At 63.3% G+C, this 21512-nt stretch carries 18 protein-coding genes; 6 read left to right on the top strand and 12 right to left on the bottom strand.

The features are described from left to right. Positions 1 to 15: 15 nt before the first annotated feature. From astD to acs, 10 genes are all read right to left on the bottom strand, one after another. Positions 16 to 1479, bottom strand: a complete 1464-nt coding sequence (astD, locus tag ACXHGZ_RS14545; protein ID WP_480460370.1) for a succinylglutamate-semialdehyde dehydrogenase — start codon at positions 1477 to 1479, stop codon at positions 16 to 18. Beyond that, on the bottom strand, positions 1480 to 2505 hold the full coding sequence (gene astA / locus ACXHGZ_RS14550; RefSeq protein WP_084858288.1) for an arginine N-succinyltransferase: 1026 nt from the start codon (positions 2503 to 2505) through the stop codon (positions 1480 to 1482). Between the two features lie 60 nt (positions 2506 to 2565). Next, entirely contained in the window at positions 2566 to 3585 is a 1020-nt protein-coding gene (gene aruF, locus ACXHGZ_RS14555; protein WP_084858289.1) for an arginine/ornithine succinyltransferase subunit alpha, read from the bottom strand. A 139-nt stretch (positions 3586 to 3724) separates the two neighbouring features. Further along, positions 3725 to 4945, bottom strand: a complete 1221-nt coding sequence (locus ACXHGZ_RS14560; RefSeq protein ID WP_084858290.1) for an aspartate aminotransferase family protein — start codon at positions 4943 to 4945, stop codon at positions 3725 to 3727. 339 nt (positions 4946 to 5284) lie between these two features. Beyond that, positions 5285 to 6265, bottom strand: a complete 981-nt coding sequence (gene argR, locus ACXHGZ_RS14565) for a transcriptional regulator ArgR (protein ID WP_084858291.1) — start codon at positions 6263 to 6265, stop codon at positions 5285 to 5287. Positions 6266 to 6365: 100 nt separating this feature from the next. Further along, positions 6366 to 7130: an ABC transporter ATP-binding protein gene (locus ACXHGZ_RS14570; protein WP_084858292.1), complete on the bottom strand. Its 765-nt coding sequence runs from the start codon at positions 7128 to 7130 to the stop codon at positions 6366 to 6368. Between the two features lie 22 nt (positions 7131 to 7152). Continuing rightward, positions 7153 to 7851: an ABC transporter permease gene (locus ACXHGZ_RS14575; protein ID WP_224456441.1), complete on the bottom strand. Its 699-nt coding sequence runs from the start codon at positions 7849 to 7851 to the stop codon at positions 7153 to 7155. Beyond that, on the bottom strand, positions 7848 to 8537 hold the full coding sequence (locus tag ACXHGZ_RS14580; RefSeq protein ID WP_084858294.1) for an ABC transporter permease: 690 nt from the start codon (positions 8535 to 8537) through the stop codon (positions 7848 to 7850). Before ACXHGZ_RS14580 ends, ACXHGZ_RS14575 begins: the two co-directional genes overlap by 4 nt. Before the next feature lie 89 nt (positions 8538 to 8626). Beyond that, the gene (locus tag ACXHGZ_RS14585; RefSeq protein WP_480460371.1) at positions 8627 to 9412 is read right to left on the bottom strand and encodes an ABC transporter substrate-binding protein; all 786 of its coding nucleotides are present in this window, start codon (positions 9410 to 9412) and stop codon (positions 8627 to 8629) included. Between the two features lie 586 nt (positions 9413 to 9998). Continuing rightward, positions 9999 to 11960, bottom strand: coding sequence for an acetate--CoA ligase (acs, locus tag ACXHGZ_RS14590; protein WP_084858296.1), 1962 nt, complete (start codon positions 11958 to 11960; stop codon positions 9999 to 10001). A gap of 422 nt (positions 11961 to 12382) precedes the next feature. On the opposite strand from acs, the gene ACXHGZ_RS14595 reads away from it, so the two are divergent. Continuing rightward, the gene (locus ACXHGZ_RS14595) at positions 12383 to 12640 is read left to right on the top strand and encodes a DUF2790 domain-containing protein (RefSeq protein ID WP_480460372.1); all 258 of its coding nucleotides are present in this window, start codon (positions 12383 to 12385) and stop codon (positions 12638 to 12640) included. A 47-nt stretch (positions 12641 to 12687) separates the two neighbouring features. Here the strand turns inward: ACXHGZ_RS14595 and ACXHGZ_RS14600 are convergent, their stop codons facing one another. Beyond that, positions 12688 to 14247, bottom strand: coding sequence for a sigma-54-dependent transcriptional regulator (locus ACXHGZ_RS14600; RefSeq protein WP_480460373.1), 1560 nt, complete (start codon positions 14245 to 14247; stop codon positions 12688 to 12690). A 257-nt stretch (positions 14248 to 14504) separates the two neighbouring features. On the opposite strand from ACXHGZ_RS14600, the gene phhA reads away from it, so the two are divergent. The 4 genes from phhA to ACXHGZ_RS14620 all read left to right on the top strand — a co-directional run bounded on the left by phhA (position 14505) and on the right by ACXHGZ_RS14620 (position 17250). Further along, positions 14505 to 15293 (top strand): phenylalanine 4-monooxygenase, encoded by a 789-nt coding sequence (gene phhA / locus ACXHGZ_RS14605; protein ID WP_084858299.1) that lies wholly within the window; start codon positions 14505 to 14507, stop codon positions 15291 to 15293. A gap of 41 nt (positions 15294 to 15334) precedes the next feature. Next, positions 15335 to 15691, top strand: coding sequence for a 4a-hydroxytetrahydrobiopterin dehydratase (locus ACXHGZ_RS14610; protein WP_084858300.1), 357 nt, complete (start codon positions 15335 to 15337; stop codon positions 15689 to 15691). Beyond that, complete coding sequence (locus ACXHGZ_RS14615; RefSeq protein ID WP_480460374.1) at positions 15688 to 16884, top strand: amino acid aminotransferase; 1197 nt, start codon at positions 15688 to 15690, stop codon at positions 16882 to 16884. Before ACXHGZ_RS14610 ends, ACXHGZ_RS14615 begins: the two co-directional genes overlap by 4 nt. A gap of 237 nt (positions 16885 to 17121) precedes the next feature. Next, positions 17122 to 17250, top strand: coding sequence for a hypothetical protein (locus ACXHGZ_RS14620; RefSeq protein WP_263498516.1), 129 nt, complete (start codon positions 17122 to 17124; stop codon positions 17248 to 17250). Positions 17251 to 17342: 92 nt separating this feature from the next. Here the strand turns inward: ACXHGZ_RS14620 and ydiJ are convergent, their stop codons facing one another. Continuing rightward, the gene (gene ydiJ / locus ACXHGZ_RS14625) at positions 17343 to 20363 is read right to left on the bottom strand and encodes a D-2-hydroxyglutarate dehydrogenase YdiJ (protein ID WP_480460375.1); all 3021 of its coding nucleotides are present in this window, start codon (positions 20361 to 20363) and stop codon (positions 17343 to 17345) included. Between the two features lie 150 nt (positions 20364 to 20513). Here ydiJ and ACXHGZ_RS14630 point away from each other — a divergent pair, with 150 nt between their 5' ends. Beyond that, entirely contained in the window at positions 20514 to 21398 is an 885-nt protein-coding gene (locus ACXHGZ_RS14630) for a LysR substrate-binding domain-containing protein (protein WP_480460376.1), read from the top strand. Positions 21399 to 21512: the final 114 nt, after the last annotated feature.

The following is a 21512-nucleotide window of genomic DNA, read 5'->3' on the forward strand; positions in this document are numbered from 1 at the left end:
CTCCGAGACCTGTTGTTATAGGGTGACGCCCGGCGTCAGGGTCGCCGGCAGGGTGAGGCTGGCGGTTTCCAACGAGGCCACCGGGTAGGCGCAGTAGTCGGCCGCGTAGTAAGCACTGGCGCGATGGTTGCCACTGGCGCCCACGCCGCCGAACGGTGCACTGCTGGCAGCGCCGGTCAGCTGCTTGTTCCAGTTGACGATGCCCGCGCGGCTGCGCAGCCAGAAGTACTGGTAGCGCGCACGCGAATCCGACAGCAGCCCGGCGGCCAGGCCGTATTGGGTGTTGTTGGCCTCGTCGATGGCCGCATCGAAGTCGGCGTAGCGGATCACCTGCAGCAGCGGACCGAAGAATTCTTCGTCCGGGCGTTCGCCCACGGCGGTCACATCGAGGATGCCAGGGGTCAGCAAGGCGGAATCGGCCTGGGGCTGGGTCATCTCCAGCAGGGCCACGGCGCCCTTGCCCAACAGCTCAGCCTGGGCGGCCATGAGCGCGCGAGCGGCCTGCAGGGAAATCACCGACCCCATGAAGGGCGCCGGTTGCTGGTCGAACGCGCCGACACTGATACTGCGGCAGACCTCGACCAGGCGCTGGACCAGCGCGTCGCCCCAGGCGCCTTGCGGCACCAGCAGACGGCGGGCGCACGTGCAGCGCTGGCCTGCGGAAATGAATGCCGACTGGATGATGGTGTAGACCGCCGCATCCACGTCCTGGACTTCGTCCACCACCAGTGGGTTGTTGCCGCCCATCTCCAGGGCCAGGATCTTGTCGGGGCGCCCGGCGAACTGCTGGTGCAGCAGGTTGCCGGTACGGCTGGACCCGGTGAAGAACAGGCCATCGATACCCGGGTTGGCAGCCAGGGCCACCCCCGTTTCGCGGCCACCCTGGACCAGGTTCAGCACACCGGCCGGCAGGCCGGCCTCGACCCAGCACTTGACGGTCAGTTCGGCCACCTTGGGGGTCAGCTCGCTGGGCTTGAATACCACGCAGTTGCCCGCCAACAACGCCGGGACGATATGGCCGTTAGGCAGGTGGCCCGGGAAGTTGTAGGGGCCGAACACAGCCACCACACCATGGGGCTTGTGCCGCAGCACAGCAGTGGCGTCGGCCAACGGCCCGCTCTTTTCGCCGGTGCGCTCGCGGTAGCTCTGCACCGAAATGGCGACCTTGTTGACCATGCTGGTGACTTCGGTGGCCGATTCCCACAAGGGCTTGCCGGTTTCCTCACCGATGCAATGGGCCAGTGCATCTGCATTGGCCTTTAGCTGCTCGGCGAAGGCTTCCAGCACGCTGATGCGTGCATCCAGGCTCAGTTGCGCCCAGGCCGGGAAGGCCTGGCGCGCCGCCTGTACGGCAGCCTGCACCTGAGCCTCGTCGGCGCCCTGCCCCTCCCAGACCACGGCCTGGGTGACGGGATTGAGCGATTGCAGGGCCTGGCCCTGCCCGGCCTGCCACTGGCCGGCAATGTAATGGGTCGTCATTTACTGGGCCTCCCGGCTGGCGGACAGCGGCACGGCGCGCACATTGTCGCCGGCGCCCAGGCGCAGGCGCTTGGCGGTCTGAGGATCGACCACCAGGGTGCCGGCTGCCAGGCGCGCAGGCGCTGCGGTGATGCGGCAGTCCTCGCGCTTGCGGTTATGAATGAGATAAGGGGTGGCGTCGTCGCCCGGCGTGCCGACGGCCAACACCAGGGTCTGGCTTTCACGCACGGCGCGGATCTTCGAAGTTTCGCACTCGATGGCCGGGCCTGCGTCGAAGATGTCGACGTAGCCCTGGTAGCTGAAGCCTTCGCGCTTGAGCATGGCCAGAGCAGGCTCGGTATCGGTGTGCACGCGACCGATGACGTTGCGCGCGGCCTCAGACAGGAAGCAGGTATACAGCGGGAACTTGGGCATCAGCTCGGCAATGAACGACTTGTTGCCCACGCCGGTCAGGTAGTCGGCCTGGCTGAACTCCATCTTGAAGAAATGCCGGCCCAGGCTCTCCCAGAACGGCGAGCGGCCATGCTCGTCGGACATGCCGCGCATCTCAGCGATGATTTTGTTGCCGAACAGCTCCGGGAACTCGGCGATGAACAGCATACGTGCCTTGGACAGCAGGCGGCCGTTGAGGCCGGTGCGGTAGTCACTGCGCAGGAACAGCGAGCACAGCTCAGAGTTGCCGGTCAGGTCGTTGGCCAGGAACAGGGTGGGGATCTCGCGGTAGATCTTCAGCTCCTGGGAAGCGCTGACAGTCAGGCCGACCCGGTAGTTGTACCAGGGCTCGCGCAGGCCGACGGCGCCGGCAATGGCACAGATGCCGACCACCAGGCCCTCGTCGTTTTCCAATACGAACAGGTAGTCGGTATCGGCGCGCTCGGCTTCGCCACGGAAACTTTTCTCGGCCCAGCCGACACGGTGCCCGAGGCGGTCTTCGTTGGCCGGCAAGGTGGTCAGGCCGGTGCCGGTGCTGCGTGCCAATTCGATCAGCGCGGGTAGGTCGCTGCTGCGTACGGGACGAACGATCATGCTATCTCCTTGTGCGGCGGTCTTTGCCTGCCGCGAATCTCTCGATACCGACCCTGGGGTTCAGACGGCGACCAAGCGGACGCTGCCACCTTCACCGACGCCCAGGGCATCGGCAGCTTCACGGGTCAGGCTGACCGGCTTGCCCGGCACCCAGTCCAGTTCCAGCAACACCGCGCGGTAGTCCTGCAATTGGCCGTTGCACACCAGGTAGGCGCGCCCGCCCTTGATCGGGCTGTCATCGAGCTTGACCGGCACCACCCGGCTCTGGGCGATCGAGCGAATGCCCGAGGTGCGTGCGTGCAGGGTCGGGCCACCATCGAAGATGTCGATGTAGTGCTCGGTCTCGAAGCCTTCGCGCATGAGGATGTCGAACGTGATCTGCGCCCGCGGGTGGACCTGGCCCATGGCTTCCTGGGCTTCGTCCGGCAACAGCGGCACATAGATCGGGTAATGAGGCATCAGCTCGGCGAGGAAGGTACGGCTCTTCAGGCCGCACAGGCGCTCGGCGTCGGCATAGTTGAGGTCGAAGAAGTTGCGGCCGATGGCGTCCCAGAACGGCGACTCGCCCTGGTCGTCGCTGTAGCCGACGATCTCGGTGACCACCGAATCGGCGAAACGCTCAGGGTGCGAGGCCATGAACAGCAGGCGGCCACGGGAGTTGAGTTCGGCCCAGCTACTGTTCACCAGCTCCGGCAAGACATAGAAGCTGGTCAGCAGGCTGTTGCCGGTCAGGTCGTGACACAGCGACAACACATGGATCTTGTTGTGGATCTTCAACTCGCGCGAGGCGTGCACGAAGGTCTCGTTGCGAAAACTGTAGAACGGCTCGGAATAGCCTGCCGAGGCGACGATCGCCGAGCAGCCGGCGAGCTTGCCGGTCTCGCTGTCTTCGAGCACGAAGAAATAGCTCTCCTCGCCGTTGAAGCTCACTTCGGCGGCGAAGGAGGTTTCCGAGGCAGCGATCTTGTCGCCCAGGCGACCGGCGTCGTCTGGCAGCGAGGTGACACCAATGGGGCTGTCGGCAGCCATACGCTGCACTTCGTTCAGGTCCGCCATTTGCGCGGGGCGCATCACCAGCATGGTGTCACTCCTTTGGAAAACAGGCCGACAGGTCGGCACGGAAAAACGACGGGCGCGGTGTTCAACGCGCGCCCGCTCTGGAATTCAGGTATCGCCGGCCCTGGCCAGGGTCAGGGCCGGCGAAGGGACCACAGCGCTGTCAGCCCTGGGTCAGCTTGGCCGCGGCACGCTCGAAGCGCGCCAGGCCTTCGTCGATGTCGGCATCCTCGACCACCAGGCTCGGGGCGAAACGCACCACGTCCGGGCCGGCCTGCAGGACCATCACGCCCTCCTTCTCGGCGGCATTGAGGATGTCCTTGGCCTTGCCCTTCCAGGCGTCGGCGAGTACGCAACCGATCAGCAGGCCGACGCCCCGCACCTGGGTGAACAGGCCGGACTGCTGGCCGATCTTCTCCAGACGCGCCTTGAAGCGCTCGTGCTTGGCCTTGATGCCTGCAAGGGTTTCCGGGGTGTTGACCACGTCCAGCACGGCGCAGGCCACGGCACAGGCCAGCGGGTTGCCGCCATAGGTGGTGCCGTGGGTACCAACGGCCAGGTGCTTGGCAAGGTCGGTGGTGGTCAGCATGGCGCCGATCGGGAAGCCGCCGCCCAGGCTCTTGGCGCTGGTCAGGATGTCCGGGGTGACGCCGTAATGCTGGTAGGCGTACAGCGAACCGGTACGGCCCACGCCAGTCTGCACTTCATCGAAGATCAGCAGGGCGTTGTGCTCGTCGCACAATTTGCGGGCGCCTTCCAGGTAGGCCTTGTCGGCCGGCACCACGCCGCTCTCGCCCTGGATCGGCTCGATCACCACGGCGCAGGTCTTGTCGGAAATCTGTGCCTTGAGTGCTTCCAGGTCGTTGTACGGCACGTGGCTGATGCCAGTGATCTTCGGACCGAAGCCGTCGGAATACTTGGGCTGGCCACCGACGCTGACGGTGAACAGGGTGCGACCGTGGAAGCTGTTCACGGTGGCGATGATCTCGTGCTTCTCGGGGCCGAAGCGGTCATGGGCAACGCGACGGGCCAGCTTGAAGGCGGCCTCGTTGGCCTCGGCGCCGGAGTTGCAGAAGAAGGCACGCTCGGCGAAGGTCGCGTCCACCAGCTTGTGGGCCAGGCGCAGGGCCGGCTCGTTGGTGAAGACGTTGGATACGTGCCAGAGGGTATTGGCCTGTTCGGTCAGGGCCTTGACCAGCGCAGGATGGCAATGGCCCAGGGCGTTGACCGCGATGCCACCGGCGAAGTCGATCAGCTCGCGACCGGACTGGTCCCAGACGCGGGAGCCCTCGCCTCGCACAGGAATGAAGGCCGCCGGAGAATAATTGGGAACCATGACCTGGTCGAAATCGGCACGTTGCACCGGGGCTTGCTCAACGGACATCTGAGTCTCCTGAAGAGGAACGCTGGCCTGGAAGTGGCGAGCGATGAGGGGATTGTAAGGACTGATCGGCGCCTGTCCTTGCTGCCAGGCGACAACTTGTTACAGCGCTAAACCTTGTTTTACAGAGGTTTTCGGCAATGCGACAAACACTGTCGCAATCGCGCAGTGTAACGGGAGAGAGGGATTGGGTGAACGGCTGTTCACACGGGGAAGAAGAACACGTGTGCCGCCTTCGCTGGCAAGCCAGCCCCCACAGGTATCGCGGTTTACCTCTGAAAATAGCGCAAGACAGGTGGGAGCCGGCTTGCCGGCGATGGGACAATACGAGCAGCTTCGGACTCAGCCTTTCTCCGCCGGCGCCGAGCTCAACTCGAACGGGCTGCTGCTGCGTCGCTGATTGCGGTCTTCCCGTGGCGTTGCGCCAAAGAAATTGCGGTAGGCACTGGAGAAATGTGGCCCGGAGGAGAAGCCGCACGACAATCCAATCTGGATGATCGACTTGCTGGTCTGCATCAGCATCTGCCGCGCCTTGTTCAGGCGCAGCTCCAGGTAGTACTGGCTCGGCACCCGGTTGAGGTATTGCTTGAAGATCCGCTCCAACTGGCGACGGGACACGCAGACATGCTGGGCGATCTCGTCGGTGGTCAGCGGCTCTTCGATGTTCGCCTCCATCAACAGCACCGCCTGGGTCAGCTTCGGATGGCTGGAGCCCAGGCGATTCTGCAGCGGAATACGCTGGCGCTCGCCACCTTCGCGGATGCGCTCGACCACCAACTCCTCGGACACCGCCCCCGCCAGCTCCGCCCCATGGTCACGGGCCAGCACCGCCAGCAGCAGGTCGGTCACGGCCATGCCGCCACAGGCGGTCAGGCGATCACGATCCCAGTCGAACAGGTGGCTGGTGGCGATGACCTTGGGGAAACGTTCGGCGAAGTCGTCCTGCCAACGCCAGTGCACCGCCGCCCGATAGCCATCCAGCAAGCCCAGCGCCGCCAGCGGGTACACCCCGGCGGACAACCCGCCGATCATGCAGCCACTGCGCGCCAGTTGCTTGAGCGCAGCGGACAACGCCGAACCCATGGCAGATGGCGGCTCGTCCGCCAGCAGAAACAACTTGTGACAGCCTTCCAGGCGGCCGTTCCACGGCTCGCCAGGCAAGCGCCAGTCACCGTCCGGGCTGGCATCGGCTTGAAGGAAGACCAGTTCGTAGACCACATCCGGGTGAACCCGCTGGGCCACCCGCAACACTTCCTCGGCCAACGCCAGGGTCAGCGGCCGGGTGCTCGGCCAGATGAGAAATCCGATTCGCTGGGTGGTCATAGGGCGTGGTCCGAAACCTGGGTTCGTTCGAGTCTGTGGCGCCGGGTCAGGCTGCGCTTCGCTGCGCAGCATGCCCTATTCTGGTGCAAAGGTGCAGCCTTTACTTCAGGCTGCCGGAGAGAAACTGCTTGAGTCGCTCCGACTGCGGGTTGACCAGCACTTCGCGCGGGCAGCCCCGCTCTTCCACCAAACCCTTGTGCAGGAACACCAGCTGGTTCGACACCTCACGGGCAAAGCCCATTTCGTGGGTCACCACGACCATGGTCCGACCTTCCTGGGCCAGCGACTGCATGACCTTGAGCACATCGCCGACCAGCTCCGGGTCGAGGGCCGAGGTCGGCTCGTCGAACAGCATCACCTCAGGCTCCATGGCCAAGGCACGGGCAATCGCCACGCGCTGCTGCTCCCCACCGGACATATGCCCGGGGAAGGCATCCTTGCGGTGGGCCACGCCGACCTTGTTCAGGTAGTGCTCGGCCTTTTCCAACGCTTCCTTCCTGTTCACGCCCAGCACATGTACCGGCGCTTCGATCACGTTCTCCAGCGCGGTCATATGCGACCACAGGTTGAAGTGCTGGAACACCATCGACAGGCGCGAACGCATGCGTTGCAGTTGCTTGGGGTCGGCGGCCTTCAGCGCACCGTCCTTGCCGGCCACCAGCTTGAGCTCTTCGTTGTTGAGCAGGATCTTGCCGGCATGAGGCTGCTCGAGCAGGTTGATGCAGCGCAGGAAGGTCGACTTGCCCGAACCACTGGAGCCGATGATGCTGATCACATCGCCCGCCTTGGCCTCGAGCGAGACGCCCTTGAGCACCTCATGGCTGCCGTAGCGCTTGTGCAGGTCTTGGACTTGGAGTTTGTACATGCTGTCGGTTCTCACAGAGCGTTCAGTGCTTGCGCGGCGCCAGGTAGCTGAGCCAGCGGCGTTCGGCCATCTTGAACAGGCGCACGAGGATGAAGGTTAGGCACAGGTAGAACGCGCCCGCCGTGATGTAGGCCTCGAAAGGCAGGTAGTACTGGGCATTGACGGTACGCGCCGCGCCCGTGATGTCGATCAGGGTGACGATCGATGCAAGGCTGGTGGTCTGCAGCATCATGATCACTTCGTTGCTGTACTGCGGCAACGCCCGGCGCAGGGCCGAGGGCAACAGGATGCGCCGGTACATCTTCATGCGTGACATGCCCATCGCCTTGGCCGCCTCGATCTCGCCATGGGGCGTGGCCCGCAGGCTGCCGGCAATGATCTCGGCGGTGTAGGCGCTGGTGTTCACCGCGAACGCAAGGCAAGCGCAGAAGGTCGCACTGGACAGCCAAGGCCAGAGCACACTTTCACGCACAGCTTCGAACTGGGCCAGGCCGTAGTAGATCAGGAACAGCTGCACCAGCATCGGCGTGCCACGGATGACGTAGGTGTAAAGCCATGCGAGCAGGTTCACCACGGGCTGCTTGGACACGCGCATCAGGCCCAGCGGGATGGCCGCCAGCAGGCCGAAGAACAGCGACAGCGCCAGCAGCTTCAGGGTGGTCAGCAGGCCGCCCAGGTACAGCGGCATGGCCTCCCAGATGACGTTGTAGTCGAAGATCATAGTTCAGCCGCCTTTACGCCCACCGAGTAGCGTCGTTCGAGGTACTTCAGGGCCACCAGCGAGATGCTGGTGAGCACCAGGTACAAGGCCGCCACCGCCAGGAAGAAGGTGAAGGGTTCGCGGGTGGCGTCGGCCGCCTGCTTGGCCTTGAACATCATGTCCTGCAGCCCGACCACCGAGATCAGTGCCGTGGCCTTGGTCAACACCAGCCAGTTGTTGGTGAAACCCGGGATCGCCAGGCGAATCATCTGCGGCACCATGATGCGGAAGAACACCTGGCGGCTGCTCATGCCATAGGCCACCCCCGCCTCGGCCTGCCCCTTGGGAATACCCAGGAAGGCGCCGCGGAAGGTTTCCGACAGGTATGCACCGAAAATGAAGCCCAGGGTGCCGACACCCGCCACGAACGGGTTCAGGTCGATGTAGTCTTCATAACCTACCAGTGGCGCGATACGGTTGATCACATCCTGGCCGCCATAGAAGATCAGCAGGATCAGCACCAGGTCAGGGATGCCACGGATCACCGTGGCATACATATCGCCCAGCCAGGCCAGCCAGCGCACGGGCGACAAGCGCAGCGCCACGCCGATCAGGCCGAGCACGATGGCCAGGGCCATCGACGACAGGGCGAGCTGCAGCGTCAGCCACGCCCCATCGAGGATGACTGCCCCGTAGCCTTTCAACATGATGGGATTCCTCGGGACTTGGAATGAAAAATGGTGCAAACCTCAGAGCCTCTGCTGTTTGCACCATTGCACAGGTGAAACCCGACGTCTTACTGAGCTTCAGGCCCGTAGATGTCGAAGTTGAAGTACTTGTCCTGGATCTGCTTGTACTTGCCGTTGGCACGAATCGCATCGATCGCGGCATTGATACGCTCGCGATTGGCGTTGTCGCCCTTGCGCACGGCGATGCCGACGCCATCACCGAAGTACTTCACGTCGGTGAACGATGGGCCCACGAAGGCAAAGCCCTTGCCAGCGTCGGTCTTGAGGAAGCCGTCCTCGAGCAGGGTGGCATCGGCCACGGTGCCATCCAGGCGACCGGCAGCGACGTCCAGGTAGATTTCGTTCTGGGTGCCATAAGGCACGACGGTGGCGCCCTTCGGTGCCAGGACCTCCTTGGCGAAGCGGTCGTGGATCGAGCCGCGCTGCACGCCGATCTTCTTGCCCTGGAGCTCGGCCAGGCCTTCGCTGACGGTGGTGCCTTCCTTCATGACCAGGCGTGCCGGGGTCAGGTAGTAGCGCTTGGTGAAGTCGACCGACTTCTTGCGGTCGTCAGTGATCGACATGGACGACAGGATGGCGTCGATCTTGCGCACCTTCAGCGCCGGGATCAGGCCGTCGAATTCCTGCTCGACCCAGGTGCACTTGGCTTTCATCTCTTCGCACAGGGCGTTGCCGATGTCGTAGTCGAAGCCGGCGATGCTGCCGTCGGGTTGCTTGAAGGCGAAGGGTGGGTAGGCGGCCTCGATACCGATTTTCAACGGTTTTTCATCGGCCTGCGATACCAGGGAAAACACGGACAGCGCCAAGGCGCCAAGCAGTGCGAGCTTCTTCATCAGGTAACTCCATCGGTACAGGGCAATACAAGGCAGTTGTAACGGCTGCCCGACATGCGAATGGGTACAACGCGAGCCGCGGGGGTATCGACCAAGGTCGCAGACCACGAGCGAGTGAGTGGCATTTTAACGACAGCCCGGTGGCCGATATTTCTTCAAAGCGACAACTACTTACAGAAGCGCCTGAAACCGCGGCGGGCGATATTGACAGCTCCAGCAGAATATGCAAGAGCAAAAGAAAAATAACCTATAAGCGAAGCAATAAGTGGGCCTATTATTGGCAAAGCCTTGTATTCCGGCAAGTCCAGCGTGCCGGAGCGCAAAAATTCTCTACAGGTTCGCACTGAAATAACACATGATGTTTCGGCTCGCCCCGCTTCTGCGCGAAATGGGTGACAGGAAAGGTTACCGATGTAAGTCGAGGTAACAGAATGTAAGTAAAGCAAAACCCCGGCGGTTGCCCGGCGGGGTTCGAGAAAGAACCTGGATGGCCTTGCGGGCCCAATCGCGGGACAAGCCCGCCCCCACAGGATACGAATGTGGAAGCAGGCTTGCGCCGCGATCAAGGCGCCCAGCGGGCCTCGACTCAGGCCGAAGCCAGGCTCATCGCCTTGTGGGTATCGATCAGGTGCTGCACCACACCTGGGTCGGCCAGCGTCGAGATATCGCCCAGCGCATCGTATTCGCCGGTAGCGATCTTGCGCAGGATACGCCGCATGATCTTGCCCGAACGGGTCTTCGGCAGCCCCGGCGCCCACTGGATGACATCCGGTGAAGCGATCGGGCCGATCTCCTTGCGCACCCAGTTCTTCAGTTCCAGGCGCAGCGCCTCGCTCGGCTCCACGCCGGCATTGAGGGTGACATAGACATAGATACCCTGCCCCTTGATGTCGTGCGGCACGCCCACCACTGCCGCCTCGGCGACCTTGGCATGGGCCACCATGGCACTTTCGATCTCGGCGGTGCCCATGCGGTGGCCGGACACGTTGAGCACATCGTCGACACGGCCGGTGATCCAGTAGTAGCCATCCTCGTCGCGACGGGCACCGTCACCGGTGAAGTACATGCCACGGAAGGTCTTGAAGTAGGTGTCGACGAAACGGTCATGGTCGCCGTACAGCGAGCGCGACTGGCCCGGCCAGGAGTCCAGGATCACCAGGTTGCCTTCGGCCGCACCCTCGATCAGGTTGCCCAGGTTGTCCACCAGCGCTGGCACCACGCCGAAGAACGGGCGGGTCGCCGAGCCTGGCTTGAGCCCTGTGGCGCCCGGCAGCGGGCTGATCAGGATGCCGCCGGTCTCGGTCTGCCACCAGGTATCGACGATCGGGCAGCGCTCCTTGCCTACGGTCTGGTAGTACCAGTTCCAGGCCTCAGGGTTGATCGGCTCGCCCACCGAACCCAGCAGACGCAGGCTGGAGCCGTCGGCACCTGCGACTGCGGCCTGCCCTTCGGCCATCATGGCGCGAATGGCGGTAGGCGCGGTGTAGAGGATATTGACCTGGTGCTTGTCGATGATCTTCGACACGCGGGTGATGTCCGGGTAGTTCGGCACGCCCTCGAACAGCAGCGTGGTGGCGCCATTGGCCAGCGGGCCGTAGACGATGTAGCTGTGGCCGGTGACCCAGCCCACGTCCGCGGTGCACCAGTAGACTTCGCCAGGGCGATAGTCGAACACGCGCTCATGGGTCAGCGCGGCATAGACCAGGTAGCCACCGGTGGTATGCAGCACGCCCTTGGGCTTGCCGGTGGAGCCGGAGGTATAAAGGATGAACAGCGGCTCCTCGGCGCCCATTTCCTTCGGCGCGCAGTGACTGGAGGCCACCTTCATAAGGTCCTCGTACCAGATGTCGCGGTGCTGGTGCCAGGCGATGTCGCCACCGGTGCGCTTGCACACGATGATCTTCTGCACACTGCTGGTTTCAGGGTTGGTCAGGGCCAGGTCGACATTGGCCTTGAGCGGGGTACGACGGCCACCGCGCACGCCTTCGTCGGCGGTGATCACCACCTTGGAGCGGCAATCGATGATGCGCCCGGCCAGGGCTTCGGGCGAGAAGCCACCGAACACCACCGAGTGGATCGCACCGATGCGCGCGCAGGCCAGCATGGCCACCACGGCTTCCGGGATCATCGGCATGTAGATGGTCACCACGTCGCCACGGTGCACGTCCTGGCCACGCAGGGCGTTGGCGAACTTGCAGACCTGCTCGTGGAGCTCGCGATAAGTGATGTTACGGCTTTCGGAAGGGTCGTCGCCTTCCCAGATGATGGCGACCTGGTCGCCACGCTCTGCCAGGTGACGGTCCAGACAGTTGTAGGAAACGTTCAGAGTGCCATCAGCGAACCATTTGATGTCGACATGGTGATCGTCGAAGGAGGTCTGCTTGACCTTGGTGAAGGGCTTGATCCAGTCCAGGCGCTGGGCCTGCTCGCGCCAGAAGCCGTCCGGGTTGATCACCGACTGCTGGTACATGGCCTTGTAGGTGGCCTCGTCGGTCAGCGTATTGGCCGCTACCTCGGGACGAACGGGATACAGTGGAGCCGCACTCATCTGTTTTACCTCGGTGTAATAGTTGTTTTTGTATGGAAACGTTTGTAACTGTACCAGAGCGTGAAAAACCATTCGACGTTGGTAGTAGCGAAACGCGGGTTTTCCTGAAAAACCTTACACAATGGCTCTAAGTCAAGGCTTACAGGGTACCCATACGTAAATTCGAGCACGTGACCGAAGGGGATTGTTACCGATTCTGTCAAAAGGCGAAAAAACTTTATCAAAACGCCATCTGTTTCCCTCCCCTGCCCCGCCCTAGAATTCACCACGCCACAACGGCAAGGCGATTAACTTCTGAAACAGCAGCCCCCACGAAGGCAAAGTTGATCCCTCTCTCAATGTGATAGTTGAAAACCCTGGATGTACTCGCGGCGCCACAAGCGCCGCGTGCCCCCTCACGACCTTAGACAGGTAAATTGAAAATGAAAGCGTTACTGGTATTGGTACTTGGCGGTCTTTGCAGCGCGGCGATGGCCGACGACGTTGCAAAGGATGTCGAGCAGATTCCGGTTGAACAGTACAGTTATTCGCAGCACCTGGACATCGCCCGGGTACTTTCCATGAGCGAAGTGCCCAACGTCTGCGAAGTGGTGCCAGCCCGCATGACCTATGAGGACTCGCAGGGCCAGAAGCACATTCTCGAATACCGCGTGATGGGGAACGGTTGTTCCAACGGTTGATGAGGCTCGATGGGGCTGCGCTGCAGCCCCATTTAAATACCCGTTAATTATTCAACTGTTTTATTAAGCGCATAGTCTCGCAACTTATTGGCGATCGTCGTATGGGAAACGCCCAGTCGTTTGCCCAATGCACGACTGCTGGTATATTCCGGCATCAAGGATTCCAATACGGCCTTTTCAAAACGCCCAACTATTTGCGCAAGATCCCCCTCCAGCGAAAACTCACCCAAGGGTTGTCGCGCACCATAATCCGGCAAACGGATATGCTCCCCTTTCACCACCCCGCCTTCGCACAACGACACGGCCTGGAACAGTACGTTTTCCAGCTGGCGCACATTGCCCGGCCAATGGTACTGGCTGAGCTTTTCCATCGCCGCCGGCGCCAGGCGCGGCAGCGGGCAGCCGATCTGCCGGCTGGCCTGGTCGAGGAAGTGCTGCACCAGCCCTTCCAGGCCATCCATGCATTCGCGCAGGGGCGGGATGTGCAATGACAGCACATTGAGGCGGTGGTAGAGGTCCTGGCGGAACTCTCCGCGGGCACACAGCTCGGAAAGGTCAACCTGGGTGGCGCAAATGACCCGCACGTCCAGGTAGACCTCTTCATCGCTGCCCACCCGCCGGAAGCAACCATCCTGCAGGAAGCGCAGCAGCTTGACCTGCAGACGCGGGCTCATTTCCCCCACACCATCGAGGAACAAGGTCCCGCCTGCGGTCAGTTCCAGCAGCCCCAGCTTGCCCTCGGCGCGGGCACCTTCGAAGGCGCCCGGGCCATAGCCGAACAGTTCGGTCTCGGCCATCGACTCCGGCAGGCCGGCGCAGTTGAGCGCCATCAGTGGCGCCTGGCCGCGGGGGCTTGCCAAGTGGCAGGCACGGGCGAGCAACTCCTTGCCGGTGCCGGTCTCGCCTTCGATCAGCAAGGGGGCATCCAGCGGCGCCATGCGCCTGGCCTCGCGCACGACCGCAGCCATGACCCGCGAGCTTTGGAAGATGCTGTCGAAGCCACGCAACTCCTGCTTGCGCACGTTATAGATGCGCTCACCGATGCGGTCGGCCCGGTGCAAGGTCAGCACGGCCCCGGCCAACGCTTCGCTGTCATCGTGCTCGGACTGCAGCGGCGCGATATCGGCCAGGAAGACGTCGCCCTTGACCTTGATCCGCAGGCCATTGATGCGCGACTTGTTGGCCCGCACCAGTTCCGGCAGGTCGAAATCCTCGACGTAGCGGTCAAGCGGGATGCCCGGCACCTCATCGACCCGCACACCCAGTAATTGAGCGGCACTGCGGTTGGCGGCGACGATACTGCCACCCATGTCGATCGACAGCACCGGGAAATCCAGGGCACCGAGCAACGCATTGAGCTCCATGTGCCGCCGTTCGCTGGGCATCAGGCCGACCCGCTTGACCCCGAACACACCGGCGATCGACTCGAACTTGGGCCGCAACGCCTGGAACTGCAGGTTGATCAGGTTCGGGCAGTGCAGATAGATGGCATTGCCATGGTCGCCGCCGACCTCCCCGCGCAAGACGTTGATGCCGTATTCCACCAACAGGTTGAGGATGTCCCGCAGGATGCCGATGCGGTTCTGGCAATGCACTTTGATACGCATGGAAAAGCCCCGAGGCGCGCGGATTTTTTCAGCGGCCGATGGAAAATTCGTAAAGATAAGCTGACAAAAACAGCATAGTCGCCAGCTGGATGTGCGTGATTTTCCGGGATATCAGGTTTTTTGTAAAATTATCGTTACAAAAATAGGCGGTGGGCTACCGCCACCGCGAGCCCGCACCCCGTGCAAATACGCCAACAGGGCGATATTCCTAGGGCATGTCCTGAACATAACAAGAATGCCCTCACCAGGAGAGCCACATGAAACAGACGCAATACGTGGCACGCGAGCCCGATGCGCATGGTTTTATCGACTACCCGCAACAGGAACACGCGGTGTGGAACACCCTGATCACCCGTCAGCTGAAGGTGATCGAAGGCCGCGCCTGCCAGGAGTACCTGGACGGCATCGACCAGCTCAAGCTGCCCCACGACCGCATCCCCCAGCTCGGTGAGATCAACAAGGTGCTCGGCGCCACCACCGGTTGGCAGGTCGCCCGCGTCCCGGCCCTGATTCCCTTCCAGACCTTCTTCGAACTGCTGGCCAGCAAGCGCTTCCCGGTGGCCACCTTCATCCGCACCCCGGAAGAGCTGGACTACCTGCAAGAGCCGGACATTTTCCATGAGATCTTCGGCCACTGCCCGCTGCTGACCAACCCCTGGTTCGCCGAGTTCACCCACACCTACGGCAAGCTGGGCCTGGCGGCCACCAAGGAGGAACGCGTCTACCTGGCCCGCCTGTACTGGATGACCATCGAGTTCGGCCTGATGGAAACCCCGCAAGGCCGCAAGATCTACGGTGGCGGTATCCTGTCCTCGCCGAAGGAAACGGTCTACAGCCTGTCCGGCGAGCCTGAGCACCAGGCCTTCGACCCGATCGAAGCCATGCGCACCCCGTATCGGATCGACATCCTGCAGCCGCTCTACTTCGTCTTGCCCGACCTCAAGCGCCTGTTCGACCTGGCCCACGAAGACATCATGGGCATGGTTCACCAGGCCATGAAACTGGGCCTGCACGCACCGAAGTTTCCACCCAAGGCAGCCGCCTGAGCCGCCTTGCCGATAACAACTCAAAATGGAAAAAGACACCCATGAATGCCTTGAACCAAGCCCACTGCGAAGCCTGCCGTGCCGACGCGCCAAAAGTCTCCGACGAGGAGCTGGCCGAACTGATCCGCGAAATCCCGGATTGGAACATCGAAGTCCGCGACGGCCACATGGAGCTGGAACGCGTCTTCCTGTTCAAGAATTTCAAGCATGCCCTGGCGTTCACCAACGCGGTCGGTGAAATCGCCGAAGCCGAAGGCCATCACCCAGGCCTGCTGACCGAGTGGGGCAAGGTCACCGTCACCTGGTGGAGCCATTCGATCAAGGGCCTGCACCGCAACGACTTCATCATGTGCGCGCGCACCGACGAAGTCGCCAAGACCGCCGAAGGGCGCAAGTGATGCATTTCGCAACCATTGGCCGGGTCCCTGGCGACCCGATCCTCGGGCTGATGGACGCCTATGCCCGTGACAACAACCCGGCGAAGTTCGACCTGGGTGTTGGCGTGTTCAAGGATGCCCAGGGCCTGACGCCAATCCCCGCGGCGGTCAAACAGGCCGAACAGCGTCTGGTGGAGCAGCAAGCCACCAAGAGCTACGTCGGCGGCCATGGCGACGCGGCGTTCGGCCGCCTGGTCAGTGAGCTGGTCCTGGGCAGTGCCTCGCCACTGCTTGCCAGCCAGCGCGCCGGCGCCACCCAGACCCCAGGCGGCACCGGCGCCCTGCGCCTGGCGGCGGAATTCATCGCCCATTGCCTGCCCGGGCGTGGCATCTGGCTGAGCGACCCGACCTGGCCGATCCATGAGACCATTTTCGCCGGCGCCAAGCTGAAGGTGTCCCACTACCCCTACGTGGCTGAAGACAACCGCCTGGATGTGGCGGGCATGCTGGCGACCCTGGAACAGGCGCCGGAAGGCGATGTGGTACTGCTGCATGCCTGCTGCCACAACCCCACCGGCTTCGACCTGGGGCAGGACGACTGGCGCGCCGTGCTCGAAGTCGTGCGCAAGCGCAACCTGCTGCCGTTGATCGATTTCGCCTACCAAGGCTTCGGCGACGGCCTGGAGGAAGATGCCTGGGCAGTGCGCTTGTTCGCCGCTGAGTTGCCGGAACTGCTGATCACCAGCTCTTGTTCGAAGAACTTCGGCCTCTATCGCGACCGCACCGGCGCCCTGCTGGTATGCAGCCATGATGCCGAGAAGCTGCTGGATGTGCGCAGCCAGCTGGCTCTGCTGGCTCGCAACCTGTGGTCGACGCCGCCCGACCATGGCGCCGCGGTGGTGGCCCAGATCCTTGGCGACCCAACCCTCAAGGCCCTGTGGGTCGAGGAAGTGGACGCCATGCGCCAGCGCATCGCGGAACTGCGCCAGGGCCTGGTCAGAGCGCTGGAACCCCACGGCCTGGCCGAGCGCTTCGCCCACATCGCCGCGCAACGCGGGATGTTCTCCTACACCGGGCTGAGCCCGGAGCAGGTACGCCTGTTGCGCGAGAAGCATAGCGTGTACATGGTCGGTACCGGCCGGGCGAACATCGCTGGCGCCGATGCACAGCGCCTGGAGCAGTTGGCAGCGGCGATCGCCGACGTCTGCCAGTAGCCTTGCACTAGCCTGACCGACCTCATCGCGGGACAAGCCCGCTCCCACAAGGTTATCGACGATCCTGTGGGAACGGGCTTGTCCCGCGATTTGGCCAGCACTGGCACCTTGCGAACGGCGCCGCAGGGCGGAAAAAACTCAAACTGTCATCCAGACTCCTGTATCCTGCCCGAGCTTTTCGAAGCCTCACACGCGCCTGGCGCAGTCTTTTCACTCACACTTGCGAGGAACGACGAGATGCATGAAATCCCGAATCTTCCCTTCCCAAGCCTGAACCCCGAAGAGCAAACCGTTGCCGCCCACGCCGAACCAGCGCCTGCTGTCGAGCAGGATGGTGACGATCAATCCAGCGCCGACCAGGAATAACCGCGCACACCCTCCGACAGTGTGAAAACGGCTGACTCGCGGGACCTTGCCCGTCATCGCGTTTTCACACCGTCCAGAATCCGGCTCACGCCTCAGCGTCGAGCGTACTGCAACACCACTTCCAGCGGATGGCGCAGTTGCCGCTCGGTCATGCGCTTGACCTGGCTACGGCAGGAATAGCCGGTCGCCAGCGCCTCCCCCTCCTTGTCCAGCTTGGTCGCCCAGGATTGCTCGAAGATGGTCCGCGAGGCCTCCTGATTACGCGCCTCATGCCCGTAGGTGCCTGACATGCCGCAGCAACCGGTGGCCTCGGTAACCAGCTTCAGGCCCAGGCGGGCGAACACCTGCTCCCACTGGCGGGTGCTGGCCGGCACGTTGGTCTTCTCGGTGCAGTGGGCCATCAGGCGGAAGTGGCCGGCATCGACCGCAGGCTGCTCGGGCAGTACACCCATCAACCACTCCTGGGGCAGCAATACTTGTGGGCAGCCATCCAGGCCTTCGACCTTCTGGTACTCCTGGCGATACACCAGGGTCATCGCCGGGTCCAGGCCCACCAGCGGCACGCCGCACTCGGCGAGGGCCTTAAGCTGCGTGGCATTGCGGATCGCGGCCTTGGCGAAGGCACCGAGGAAGCCCTGCACGTGCAGCGGCTTGCCATTGGCGCTGTAGGGGGCCAGGAACACGCGATGGCCCAGGCGATGGGCCAGTTCGATGAACGAGGCCAGCAGTGGCGTCTCGAAATAGCGGGTGAAGGCATCCTGCACCAGCACGATGCTGCGCTCGCGCTGGGCCGGGGTCAGCTCGCGCAATGCCGGGATACTGGCCATGCCGACGCGGCAACGGCTCAGGGTCGACTGGAAGTTGAAACGGCTGATCAACGGGCTGTCGACCATACCCACCTTGTCGGCCAGCAGCTTGCTTACCCACTTCGAACCCATCACCGCGTTGTACAGCCCCGGCGCATGGGCCAGGTAGGGAATGGTGAACTCCAGCGAGCCGATCAGGTAGTCGCGCAATGGACGTTGGTAGCGGCCGTGATACAGCTCGAGGAACCGCGAGCGGAAGTCAGGCACATTGACCTTGATTGGGCACTGCCCCGCGCACGACTTGCACGCCAGGCAGCCGGCCATGGCGTCGTACACCTCGTGGGAGAAATCCTCCTGGCCATGCTTGCGTGCCCGCGCGTTGCGCAGCCGCGCCGGCAGGCCTTTGAGCCAGCCTCCCTTGTTGCGCGCCGCCGCCAGTACGTCGATGTCCGATTCGCCCTGCAGGCGCAGCCACTCGCGGATCAGCGAGGCGCGGCCCTTGGGCGAATGCTGGCGCTCGCGTGTGGCCTTCCAGGATGGGCACATGGCGTCGTTGGGGTCGTAGTTGTAGCAGGCACCGTTGCCGTTGCAGTGCACGGCGCTGCCGAAGCTCTGCCAGACGCGCTCGTCGATGCTGCGATCGAGGTCGCCACGCAGGCTGACGCCATCGACCGGCGTCAGCCCCTCGGCACTGCCCGGCGGGGTGCAGATCTTGCCCGGGTTGAGCTGGTTGTGCGGGTCGAACGCACCTTTGAGGCGCTGCAACGCCGGGTACAGCTCGCCGAAGTATTCCGGAACGTATTCCGAGCGCAGGCCCTTGCCATGCTCGCCCCAGAGCAAGCCGCCGTAACGCTGGGTGAGCGCCGCCACGGCATCGGAAATCGGTTTGACCAGCGCGGCCTGCGCCGGGTCCTTCATGTCCAGCGCAGGGCGCACGTGCAATACCCCGGCATCGACGTGGCCGAACATGCCATAGGCCAGGCCATAGCCGTCGAGCAAGGCGCGGAAGTCGGCGATGTAGTCGGCCAGTTGCTCCGGCGGCACCGCGGTATCTTCGACGAACGGCTGCGGGCGGACCTCCCCTTCGACGTTGCCCAGCAGGCCCACCGAACGCTTACGCATGGCATAGACCTTGGTCACCGCCTCGGCGCCCTCGGCCAGGGTATGGCCCAGGCGCTCGACGCTGGCGTCGGCCTTCAGGTGATCGATAAAGGCTTGCACCCGAGCATTGACCTCGGCCGGCTCGTCACCGCAGAACTCGACGAGGTTGATGCCCAGGGTCGGGCGCTCGGCGTCGGCCGGGAAATACTCGGCCACGCTGTGCCAGACGATATCCTGCATCGCCAGCATCAGCACCTTGGAGTCCACGGTCTCGATCGACAGCGGCTTGTGCGCCATCAACGCGTTGGCATCGCGCAGGGCATCCATGAAGCTGCTGTAGCGCACGTTGACCAGTACTGCGTATTTCGGGATCGGCAGCACATTGAGCTTGGCCTCGACGACATAACCCAGCGACCCTTCGGCCCCACACAGCACGCTGTTGAGGTTGAAGCGGCCCTGCTCGTCGCGCAGGTGCGCCAGGTCATAGCCGGTCAGGCAGCGGTTGAGCTTGGGGAAGGTGCTTTCGATCAGTTCGGCCTGGGTCTGCTGGATCTCCCGCGCCGTGCGGTACACCTCGCCCACCCGGCCGGGCGCGGCGCAGGCCTGCTCCAACGCCGCCTCGTCGAGCGGCAGACTGTGCAAGCGCTCGCCGCCGAGCAAGACGCTGTGCAGCTCCAGCACATGGTCGCGGGTCTTGCCGTAGGTGCAGCTGCCCTGGCCACTGGCATCGGTGTTGATCATGCCGCCGACGGTGGCACGGTTGGAGGTGGACAGCTCAGGGGCAAAGAACAGCCCGTGGGGCTTGAGCGCCGCGTTGAGCTGGTCCTTGACCACCCCGGCCTGGACTCGCACCCAACGCTGCTCGACGTTGATCTCGAGGATCGTGTTCATGTGCCGCGACAGGTCGACGACGATGCCGTCGGTCAGCGACTGGCCATTGGTGCCGGTGCCGCCGCCACGCGGGGTCAGCTTGATCTGGCGAAAACGCGGTTCGGCCATCAACGTGGCCACTCGCGCCACATCGTCGGCATCCATCGGGAATACCGCGGCCTGGGGCAGGCGTTGGTAAATGGAGTTGTCGGTGGCCAGCACGGTGCGGGTGCCGTAGTCGGCGCTGATCTGGCCACGGAAGCCGCTGCTGCGCAGGGCTTCGAGGAATTCGGGGTAGTCGGCGGCAGGCGCACGGGTCGACAGCTGGGCGATCATCGAAGGATGGCCTCTTAATGGGGCTGATTCACGGAAATCCTGTCGTCCTGGCATGGGTTGCTCAGGCGAGGATGACGAATGTGCCAATATTCCTGTAGTTTCCGGCTAGGGGCAAACGGATATTCCTGCCGCTATCAATGAGTTTCATGAATGAATTACCGCCATCTGACACCCTCGATGTCATTGCTGCTGGCTTTCGAAGCTGCTGCCCGGCATGAAAGCTACACCCGCGCCGCCGCCGAACTGTCGCTGACCCAGAGCGCGGTCAGCCGCCAGGTCCAGGCGCTGGAGCGCCAGCTTGGCCTGACGCTGTTCCGGCGCGAAGGCCGCCAGGTGCAACTGACCGATGTCGGGCGTCTGTACCAGCGCGAACTCAGCGAGGCGCTGGGGCGTATCCGCAGCGCGACGCTGCAGGCGTTGGCGTACCAGTCCGGCGTCGGTACCTTGCGCTTGGCCACCTTGCCCACGTTCGGCTCCAAATGGCTGCTACCGCGACTGCATGCGTTCTATGCGGCGCACCCGGGGATGCTGGTGCACATTCATTCACGGATCGAAGCGATCAACTTCGAGACCAGCGAGATCGATGCGGCCATCGGGGTGGCGACCCATGACCTGCCCGGGTTGATCTGCCATCGGCTGCATGCCGAGGAGCTGGTGGTCATCCTGCCGCCGCAGGCCGCGACCGATGCACAAGCCTGGGGGCCGGGGCGTATCAGCGAGCAGGTGCTGCTCAACGTGGCCAACAATCCCCATGCGTGGGGCGAATGGTTTTCCCACCATGGCCTGCCCCATCGAGGGATGCGACTGGGGCCGAGCTTCGAGTTGACGTCGCACTTGATCCAGGCGGTGCGGGCAGGCATCGGGATTGGCCTGGTGCCGCGGATCCTGGTGGAAGAAGAGCTGGCCAGCGGGGAGCTGTTCAGCGCCGGGGAGGCCTTTGCCAGCCAGCGTAGCTACTACCTGATCTACCCGCCGCGCAATGAGGCACTGCCTTCGCTGCGGGCATTTCGCGGGTGGCTCCTGGGGCAGATTTGAAGCGCCTGGTTTCCAGGCCGCTTGAACGTTCAGATGTAACGGGGCCCCACTGCCCCATCGCCGGCAAGCCGGCTCCCACAGGTATGGCGGTATCCCTGAGAACAGCGCAGGCCA

This window comes from Pseudomonas shiyinii (assembly GCF_056725765.1).

What these genes read in the sequence shown, in the direction of transcription:
- astD (WP_480460370.1), bottom strand. Translation starts at nt 1,479, where the DNA reads ATGACGACCCATTACATTGCCGGCCAGTGGCAGGCCGGGCAGGGCCAG.
- astA (WP_084858288.1), bottom strand. Translation starts at nt 2,505, where the DNA reads ATGATCGTTCGTCCCGTACGCAGCAGCGACCTACCCGCGCTGATCGAA.
- aruF (WP_084858289.1), bottom strand. Translation starts at nt 3,585, where the DNA reads ATGCTGGTGATGCGCCCCGCGCAAATGGCGGACCTGAACGAAGTGCAG.
- ACXHGZ_RS14560 (WP_084858290.1), bottom strand. Translation starts at nt 4,945, where the DNA reads ATGTCCGTTGAGCAAGCCCCGGTGCAACGTGCCGATTTCGACCAGGTC.
- argR (WP_084858291.1), bottom strand. Translation starts at nt 6,265, where the DNA reads ATGACCACCCAGCGAATCGGATTTCTCATCTGGCCGAGCACCCGGCCG.
- ACXHGZ_RS14570 (WP_084858292.1), bottom strand. Translation starts at nt 7,130, where the DNA reads ATGTACAAACTCCAAGTCCAAGACCTGCACAAGCGCTACGGCAGCCAT.
- ACXHGZ_RS14575 (WP_224456441.1), bottom strand. Translation starts at nt 7,851, where the DNA reads ATGATCTTCGACTACAACGTCATCTGGGAGGCCATGCCGCTGTACCTG.
- ACXHGZ_RS14580 (WP_084858294.1), bottom strand. Translation starts at nt 8,537, where the DNA reads ATGTTGAAAGGCTACGGGGCAGTCATCCTCGATGGGGCGTGGCTGACG.
- ACXHGZ_RS14585 (WP_480460371.1), bottom strand. Translation starts at nt 9,412, where the DNA reads ATGAAGAAGCTCGCACTGCTTGGCGCCTTGGCGCTGTCCGTGTTTTCC.
- acs (WP_084858296.1), bottom strand. Translation starts at nt 11,960, where the DNA reads ATGAGTGCGGCTCCACTGTATCCCGTTCGTCCCGAGGTAGCGGCCAAT.
- ACXHGZ_RS14595 (WP_480460372.1), top strand. Translation starts at nt 12,383, where the DNA reads ATGAAAGCGTTACTGGTATTGGTACTTGGCGGTCTTTGCAGCGCGGCG.
- ACXHGZ_RS14600 (WP_480460373.1), bottom strand. Translation starts at nt 14,247, where the DNA reads ATGCGTATCAAAGTGCATTGCCAGAACCGCATCGGCATCCTGCGGGAC.
- phhA (WP_084858299.1), top strand. Translation starts at nt 14,505, where the DNA reads ATGAAACAGACGCAATACGTGGCACGCGAGCCCGATGCGCATGGTTTT.
- ACXHGZ_RS14610 (WP_084858300.1), top strand. Translation starts at nt 15,335, where the DNA reads ATGAATGCCTTGAACCAAGCCCACTGCGAAGCCTGCCGTGCCGACGCG.
- ACXHGZ_RS14620 (WP_263498516.1), top strand. Translation starts at nt 17,122, where the DNA reads ATGCATGAAATCCCGAATCTTCCCTTCCCAAGCCTGAACCCCGAAGAG.
- ydiJ (WP_480460375.1), bottom strand. Translation starts at nt 20,363, where the DNA reads ATGATCGCCCAGCTGTCGACCCGTGCGCCTGCCGCCGACTACCCCGAA.
- ACXHGZ_RS14630 (WP_480460376.1), top strand. Translation starts at nt 20,514, where the DNA reads ATGAATTACCGCCATCTGACACCCTCGATGTCATTGCTGCTGGCTTTC.